The sequence below is a fragment of the Microvirga sp. P4_G7 genome, assembly GCF_056401005.1.
The window spans coordinates 1-7,413 of record NZ_JBFUKD010000137.1 but is presented as its reverse complement, the minus strand read 5'-3'; the positions used below and the strand labels follow the sequence as shown (position 1 = coordinate 7,413).

9 protein-coding genes are annotated in these 7,413 nt (G+C 60.5%); 1 reads left to right on the top strand and 8 read right to left on the bottom strand.

The annotated features are described in order from the left end of the window. From AC1DT3_RS08560 to prpB, 8 genes are all read right to left on the bottom strand, one after another. A partial coding sequence (locus AC1DT3_RS08560; RefSeq protein ID WP_477464830.1) for an isocitrate/isopropylmalate family dehydrogenase occupies window positions 1–242 on the bottom strand: 242 nt, incomplete at its 3' end. Window positions 243–252: 10 nt separating this feature from the next. Continuing rightward, window positions 253–1,107 carry a fumarylacetoacetate hydrolase family protein gene (locus tag AC1DT3_RS08555; protein ID WP_477464829.1) on the bottom strand — a complete coding sequence of 285 codons (855 nt, stop codon included), beginning with the start codon at window positions 1,105–1,107 and terminating at the stop codon, window positions 253–255. 8 nt (window positions 1,108–1,115) lie between these two features. After that, the gene (gene dapA, locus AC1DT3_RS08550; protein WP_477464828.1) at window positions 1,116–2,021 is read right to left on the bottom strand and encodes a 4-hydroxy-tetrahydrodipicolinate synthase; all 906 of its coding nucleotides are present in this window, start codon (window positions 2,019–2,021) and stop codon (window positions 1,116–1,118) included. 64 nt (window positions 2,022–2,085) lie between these two features. Next, entirely contained in the window at window positions 2,086–3,585 is a 1,500-nt protein-coding gene (locus AC1DT3_RS08545; protein ID WP_477464827.1) for a tripartite tricarboxylate transporter permease, read from the bottom strand. Next, the gene (locus AC1DT3_RS08540; RefSeq protein WP_477464826.1) at window positions 3,585–4,025 is read right to left on the bottom strand and encodes a tripartite tricarboxylate transporter TctB family protein; all 441 of its coding nucleotides are present in this window, start codon (window positions 4,023–4,025) and stop codon (window positions 3,585–3,587) included. Before AC1DT3_RS08540 ends, AC1DT3_RS08545 begins: the two co-directional genes overlap by 1 nt. A 32-nt stretch (window positions 4,026–4,057) precedes the next feature. Next, window positions 4,058–4,456, bottom strand: a complete 399-nt coding sequence (locus tag AC1DT3_RS08535) for a hypothetical protein (protein ID WP_477464825.1) — start codon at window positions 4,454–4,456, stop codon at window positions 4,058–4,060. A gap of 68 nt (window positions 4,457–4,524) precedes the next feature. Further along, entirely contained in the window at window positions 4,525–5,499 is a 975-nt protein-coding gene (locus AC1DT3_RS08530) for a Bug family tripartite tricarboxylate transporter substrate binding protein (RefSeq protein WP_477464824.1), read from the bottom strand. A 24-nt stretch (window positions 5,500–5,523) separates the two neighbouring features. After that, window positions 5,524–6,432 (bottom strand): methylisocitrate lyase, encoded by a 909-nt coding sequence (gene prpB, locus AC1DT3_RS08525; RefSeq protein ID WP_477464823.1) that lies wholly within the window; start codon window positions 6,430–6,432, stop codon window positions 5,524–5,526. A gap of 78 nt (window positions 6,433–6,510) precedes the next feature. Here prpB and AC1DT3_RS08520 point away from each other — a divergent pair, with 78 nt between their 5' ends. Next, entirely contained in the window at window positions 6,511–7,362 is an 852-nt protein-coding gene (locus tag AC1DT3_RS08520) for an IclR family transcriptional regulator (protein ID WP_477464822.1), read from the top strand. Window positions 7,363–7,413: the final 51 nt, after the last annotated feature.

Sequence of the window (7,413 nt, the reverse complement as noted above, 5' to 3'; positions counted from 1 at the left end):
CCCGGCGGCGTCATGAGCGGACCCTTCAGCGCGAGGCGATGACGGCGGATGCTTGTCAGCGTCTCCTCCGGAAGTGGATCGCCCCCGCTCTCGACCGCGGCCATGCCTGCCTGCTGCTCGTCCCAAACGAAGGGTGCGTCAAGGGCGCTCAACACTGCGACTGTCGCTTGTGTGATCTCCGGTCCGATTCCGTCGCCGGGGATCAGCGTCACGTCGATGCCCTTTTTCGCTCCCATCTTCATGACTCTCTTCTCAGTTTTCCGCCGCGACGGTGTTCTCGAGACGCCCAATCCCGTCAATTTCGATGCGGACGCGATCTCCCGCAACGAGGTAACGCGGCGGGTCGAAACGGGCGCCGGACCCTGTCGGCGTTCCAGTGACGATCACGTCTCCGGGCAGGAGGGTCGTGAATGTGGAAATGTAATGGATGAGATAGTCGATCGGAAAGATCATGCGACCGACGGTATCCTCCTGACGGAGGTCGTCATTGACCCACGTTCGAAGGCGTAGGTCATTCATATCCGACCGTGGCTCAAGCACGTCGATCCATGGGCCGATGCTGCCGGAGGCGTGGAAGTTCTTTCCCTGCGTGACGTTGAACTTCGCATGCCGCATCCAGTCCCGCACGCTCCCCTCGTTGCAGATGGAGAGGCCAAAGACGTGGTCGAGAGCCCGCTCACGCGCGATGCGGCGCCCGCCCTTGCCGATGACGATCACGAGCTCGCCCTCATAATCGAGTTGCGGCGATTCCGGCGGCAGGACGATCGGCTGGCCGTGGCCCACGAATGAGCCGCGCGTGCGTAAAAACAGACTCGGGAAACGGGGAAGCTCCGAGCCGTCCTTGTACTCGGCGTTCCGATCGGGATAGTTCACGCCGACACAGATGATCTTGTCGGGATCAGTCACGGGGATATGGAATGTGATCTCGTCGAGACGGAAATCCGGTTTTGCTGTCCGGCAAAGACGTTCGACTTCACCCGCGCCCTCGCGAGCGATCAGGTCACGGACACCCGAGAATGAGGTTCGCTGGGATAGATCGAGCACGCCTTCTTGGACGACTGCGCCAAAGCGGTCTCGTCCCGCCGCGTGGAAACTCAACAGACGCATTGAAGACCTCACTTTAAAAAGCCGGCGGCGGAAAGAACGCGGTCGAGCCTCTGTTCAAGCTCTCTCGTCGCGGGAACCATGGGAAGGCGGTGCTCGTTGCGGGCGAGTAGGCCGAGGCGCTTCGCCATGTATTTGACGGGGATCGGGTTGGTGTCGAAGAACACCGCCTGGTTGATTTCCAGAAGCCTGTCGTGAAGTGCCTTCGCCCCGGCAAGGTCGTTCCGCCAGACCGCTTCGCACATGTCCGCGAGAACGCGCGGTTGCAGATTACCGACGGCGTTCATGAGCCCGCATGCGCCGATGGCCATCATCGGAAAGCTTAGTTCCTCCAGCCCGACGAAGATCCGGAAATCGTTACCGAGGCGATGAAGCGCCTCGGTCACAAACCCGAGATCGTTCACCGCATGCTTCATCCCGACGAAATGGGGCGAGCGATCCTTCATCTCCGCGAGCGTATCGATCGTGACGGACACGGCGGTCCGCCCTGGGATGTGATAGACCATCCACGGCACGTCGAGACCATCGACCGTCGCCATGTAATAGGCGATCAATCCCCGTTGCGGTGGACGGATGTAGTATGGCGTCACGATCAACAGTGCATCGGCGCCTGCTTCAGCGGCCGAGCGCGTGAGAACGCGGCTCTCTTCTAGGGATTGYGATCCGGTCGCCGCGACGACAGGGACGCGGCCGCGCGCGACTTCTATTGCGATCTGGACCAATCGGTTTCGCTCGTCGGTCGTCAGCGTCGACGGCTCGGCCGTGGTGCCATTGACGAGAATGCCGTGTGAGCCACCGACAATCTGTGCCTCCACGAGATCGGCATAAGCGTCATAGTCGACGGCATCGTTCTTGAACGGTGTCAGGACAGGCGGGATCGAGCCGCGCAGGCGGCGAAGTCTTTCGTCAGGGCTCATGGGGACACCCATAATTGAGAGTGGGGCAAGACCGGCGAGACTTTTGCGCTCGCCGGCCGGTGTTTCATGCGGCTTCGAGGTCGATCGAGTCCTTCCTTCGCCGCGCAGCCGGGATGGCGAGGAGAACCAAAAGGAGTGCGGCCAAGATCAGGAAAGTCGCGCTGATGGGACTCGTGATGAACGTGCTCGGGTCGCCGTGGGAAATCAGGAGCGCTCGCCTGATGTTCTCTTCAAGCATCGGACCGAGCACGAGGCCGAGAATGAACGGCGCCGGCGCGCAATCGAGCTTGACGGCGATGTAGCCGAACACACCGAACAACGCACCCAGCACCACATCGAAAGCGCTGTTGTTGAGCGAGTAGATGCCGAAGCAGGAGAGCACCAGGATCAATGGATAGAGCCAGGAATAGGGCACCTTGAGCAGCGATGTCCAAAGCCGGATGAGCGGGAGATTGAGGATCAGGAGGAGCAGATTGCCGAGCCACATGCTGACGATCAGCCCCCAGAACAGAGTGGGCCGTTCGGTGATGACGTTCGGGCCTGGCGTGATCCCCTGGATCATGAGCGCGCCGAGCATCAACGCCATGGTCGCGCTTCCCGGAACGCCGAGGGTGAGAGTCGGGATGAACGACGTCTGCGCCGCCGCGTTGTTCGCGGCCTCCGGCGCCGCAACACCCTCGATGGCGCCCTTTCCGAAGCGCGACGGGTCCTTGGCAATTCGTTTCTCGACGATATAGGAAACGAAGGAGCTGATGGTGGTGCCCGCGCCAGGCAGGATCCCGAAGAACATGCCGATTCCAGTGCCACGCAGGATCGGCATCGTCGATTGACGAATGTCCTCTCTCGACAACATGAGTTTGCCGACCTTCGTCGTCGTCGCGCCGCTTTTCTCAGTCCGTTCGAGATTGGTGGCGATCTCCGCGAATGCAAACATGCCGACGGCAACGACGACGAACTCCACGCCGTCCATCATTTCCGTCAGACCGAACGTGAAACGCGGCAGCCCGGAATTCACGTCCATGCCAGCAAAACCGATCAGYACGCCGAGTAGCGCCATGGTGAGGCCCTTGAGGACCGATCCGTGGACGAGAACGGCGGTTGCGACGAGTGCTAGAACCATGAGAGAGGTGTATTCAGCAGCGCCGAAGCGCAATGCCGCATCGCCCAGCGCCGGTGCGAACAGGGCGATCGCGAGAGTACCGATACACCCAGCGATGAAGGATCCGATTGCGGCGATGGCGAGGGCGGGACCCGCGCGTCCCTGCTTTGCCATCTCGTATCCGTCGAGGCAGGTGACGACCGACGAAGATTCGCCGGGAAGGTTAACGAGAATCGCCGTCGAGGAACCGCCATATGATGCGCCGTAATAGATGCCGGCGAGCATGATGAGCGCCCCTTCCGGCGATAGGCCGTATGTAAAGGGAAGCAGCACCGCGATCGTCACAAGCGGGCCGACGCCCGGAAGCATGCCGATGAACGTGCCGAGCGTGACCCCAAGGAGGCAATACGCCAGGTTGCTGAACGTGAATGCGACCTGAAAGCCGAGAATGAGACCATCGAGCATCACAGCATCCAAAGTTTGATCGGCATGTTCAGGCCGAAGCGGAAGATGAGGACGGGAACGGCGATCCCGATGCCGAGGAGAAAGGGCAGGGTGCGGATCTCACGATGGGGATTGGCATACCAGCCCAGAAGGATGAGCGCGGACACAGCGACGATCAGACCAGCCCGCTCGATCAGCAATGCGAAGCTCAAGATCGCGGCAACGATGAGCACGAGCGCGCGCAGGTTGAGACGCTCGACAAGCTCGGATTTCTCCGAGCGAATGGCCTGGATCGATACCAGACAACCGAAGAGCAGAATCAAGCCGCCGACGATCATCGGGAAATATCCGGGTCCCATATTCAAGGCGGATCCGAATGGATATGCGCTCGCAATGGCCAGGGTGCCCAAGCCGATGCAGGCGAACATCAATCCGGACGCGAGATCTTTGCTTACTTTCATGACTCAATCACCTCGCTGAATCCGCTCCCGTCTCAAGCAGCCGACTGGCGCTTTGCGATGTAGTCGCGGAGATTGTTGAACTTGAAGTTCAACTCCGGGTGCATTTCCTGGATTTCGAACGCTACCGCCAAGGGGTTGCGTCCGCTCAGCGGCTCGAGATGCGCCTGTATCGCCGCGAACATGCTTTCCGCAGCTGTCCGTTTCGTCGCCTCGTCGCGGCCGATGCCGAGGCGAACGACCACGTGGACGAAGGCGTTGTCGGGGTGATCATCGCCGACGATGTAGTCCTCGATGATCGTGTGGCGGACACGAATCCCGGCGATCGGAAAGATTCCCGTTGCGAGAGCGGCTGTGTAGACCTGTTGTTTGAGCGACTTGATTTCCGGCTCGTGGGCGATGTTGGCCGAGCTTTCAATCCACATATGGGGCATGATGTTCATCCTGAAACGAGGGCGTGTGAGCGGCCGCGAGGCGGCGGCGCGCTCGATTCGTCGTGGTACTATTGCGGTTGGATTCCAGCCTCTTTGATCAGACCGGTCCAACGTTCGAGTTCGCTGCCGATATAGTTGGAGAACTGCTGCGGCGTGCTCGACGCCGGATCGACACCGGCGCGTTCGAGACTGGCCCGCACTTCGGGTTTGCCGGCTGCGGCGGCGAAAGCCTCTGCCAGCTTCGCTGCAATCGGCGCTGGCGTGCCGCGTGGCGCGGAGACGCCGTACCATCCCACCACATCGAAACCCGGATATCCAAGTTCGGCGACAGTCGGAATTTCGGGCAAGGAGGGCGAGCGCTGCAGTCCCGTGACAGCGAGCGGAACGAGCTTTCCGCTCTTGATGTGCGGCAACACCGACACCGGGCTGCTGAGCATCAGGCCGACGCGGCCGCTCAGGAGATCGGTGATGGCCGGCCCCGAACCCTTATACGGAATGTGACTGAACTTGACGTCCATCGTCTTCTGCAGGAGTTCCGAGGCGAGGAACGCAGCCGATGCTCCGCTCGCGTAGTTGATCTTGCTCGGCTCGGCTTTTGCTTTCTTGGCGAGTTCATCGAGGGATTTCACGCCGAGCGAGGGATGGACCACCACTACGTAGGGGGCCTCCGAGATCCGCGCGATGGGGGTGAAGTCCTTCGCCGGATCGTAGTTCGTCGCTTTATACAAGCTCGGATTGAGCGCCATGGTCGCCTGAAGGACGAGCAGAATCGTGTAGCCGTCGGGCGCTGCGGCGGCGGCAGCACTGGTCCCGACGATTCCCTCTGCGCCTGGACGGTTGTCGACAAGCACCGGTTGTCCCAGCGATTTCGTCAATTCATCGGCATAGATTCGGGCAACCACATCCGTGCCGCCGCCGCTGGAAAACGGCACGACGAAGCGGATCGGCTGCTGCGGGTAGGTTTGCGCCCACCCTGATCCGATCTGGAGTGTCGCCGCCGCAAAAGCGGCGACGGCGAGGCGAGCAAGTCTCTTGGCGTTCATTCGTTTCCTCCCGAGTGTGAAAGTTCATTTGGCCTTTTGATTGGCGAAAAGCTCGTCGATCTTMTTTTCGTAGGCGTGATAGTCGAGGAAGCCGTAGAGCTCCTCTCGGGTCTGCATCGTGCCAAGGACGCTCTTCTGAGTCTTTTCCTTGCGGATGGTGTTGTAGACGTTGAGTGCGGCAGCATTCATGGCGCGCGCCGCCGAGAGGGGATAGAGCGCTGCGGACACGCCAGCTTCGCGCAGTTCGTCAAGCGTAAAATTYGGCGTCTTCGAGAACTCGGTGATGTTTGCAAGCACCGAATGCGGCCGGTTCAGCGTATCCGCCAGACGGCGATACTGAGCCAGCTCGGTAAAGGCTTCCGCGAAGATCATGTCCGCGCCGGCTTCCATGTAGGCTTCCGCACGTTCTATGGCGCCGTCCAGACCCTCGATCGCCAAGGCATCGGTTCTCGCCACGATGACGAAATCCTCGTCGTAGCGAGCATCGGCGGCGGCCTTGATGCGATCGATCATTTCCTGCTTGCCGACGATTTCCTTGCCCGGACGATGCCCGCAGCGCTTCAGGGCAACTTGATCCTCCATATGCATGGYGCCCGCGCCATCCTTGATGAGGCCGCGGACGAGCCGTGCGATCGAGAACGCGCCGCCGAAGCCCGTGTCGACATCGACGAGGACCGGAAGGTCGGAAGCGTCCGAGATGCGCCGAAGATCGGTTAGCACATCGTTGATCGTCGTGATGCCGAGATCGGGCAGACCATGCGACGCGTTGGCGACGCCGGCGCCGGCGAGATAGATCGCACGATAGCCCGCCTGCTTCGCCATCAAAGCTGTGTACGCGTTGATCGTTCCGACGATCTGGAGTGGCGATTCTTCGGCCAGCGCCTGACGGAAACGGGTTCCTGCGGAAACGCGGGACGGGGTCGTTGTGAGCATCGATTATTCTTTCGATCGACTATCCACAATATGGATAGTTACGTTACGTTGACGCCCTGATTACTGCGTTAAAATCAGATGACGTCAAGATTGACAGGAAGAAAAAATGCGTCACAATCCATAATATGGATATTTGGAGCATTTTTTATGAGCGGGACGCAGAGCATCGATCGAACCATCCTCGTCCTCAAATGTTTGGCTGCCAGAAATCAGAGCGGAGCCGGAATGTCCGATGTCGCGACAGCGACCGGACTCGAGCCGTCGACGGCACACCGCATCTTGAAGGCGCTGCTCGAGTCGGGTCTCGTTCTGCAACAGAGAAGCAATCGCCGCTATTTTCTCGGGCCGGTCATTTACGATCTCGGTCTCACGGCAGCGCCGCGTTTCGACTTTCAGGATTTATACAAGCCAGTGACGGCTCGCATCGCAGACGAGACCGGCGACACGGTGTTCTTCTCAAAACGAAGCGGCCTCGACATGGTGTGCCTGGATCGCGCGACAGGCTCGTTCCCGGTGAAGGCTTTCGTTACAGATGTCGGCCTGCGGCGACCCATGGGCGTCGGCGCCGGTAGTCTCGCGATCCTCGCGTCGCTGCGTGAGAAGGATGCGGATGGCGTCATCGAAAGTAATGCCGATCTTTACGCCGATCATGACAAGACCCTCGAACAAGTGAAAGGGGAGGTTGCCGACGCACGCAGGCGCGGGCATGTGGTTCGTGCGATCCCGCGTCTTGGCGTGACGACCTTGTCCGCGGCCGTCCACGATCGCTCGCGCCAGCCTTTCGCGTCGATCAGCGTCACGAGCATTACGCACCGAATGGATGACGAACATCAGGCCTTTGTGATGGCGGCGATTAGGTCGGAGATCGTCCAATTGGAGCGCCGCTTGAGTGAGCGGGATGCGCTCATCTATTCCTACTCCGCCGCGTAGCGCACCGCGCCGGACAGTCGAGTGGTTCACTCCGACGGTCGGTTCGGGCCG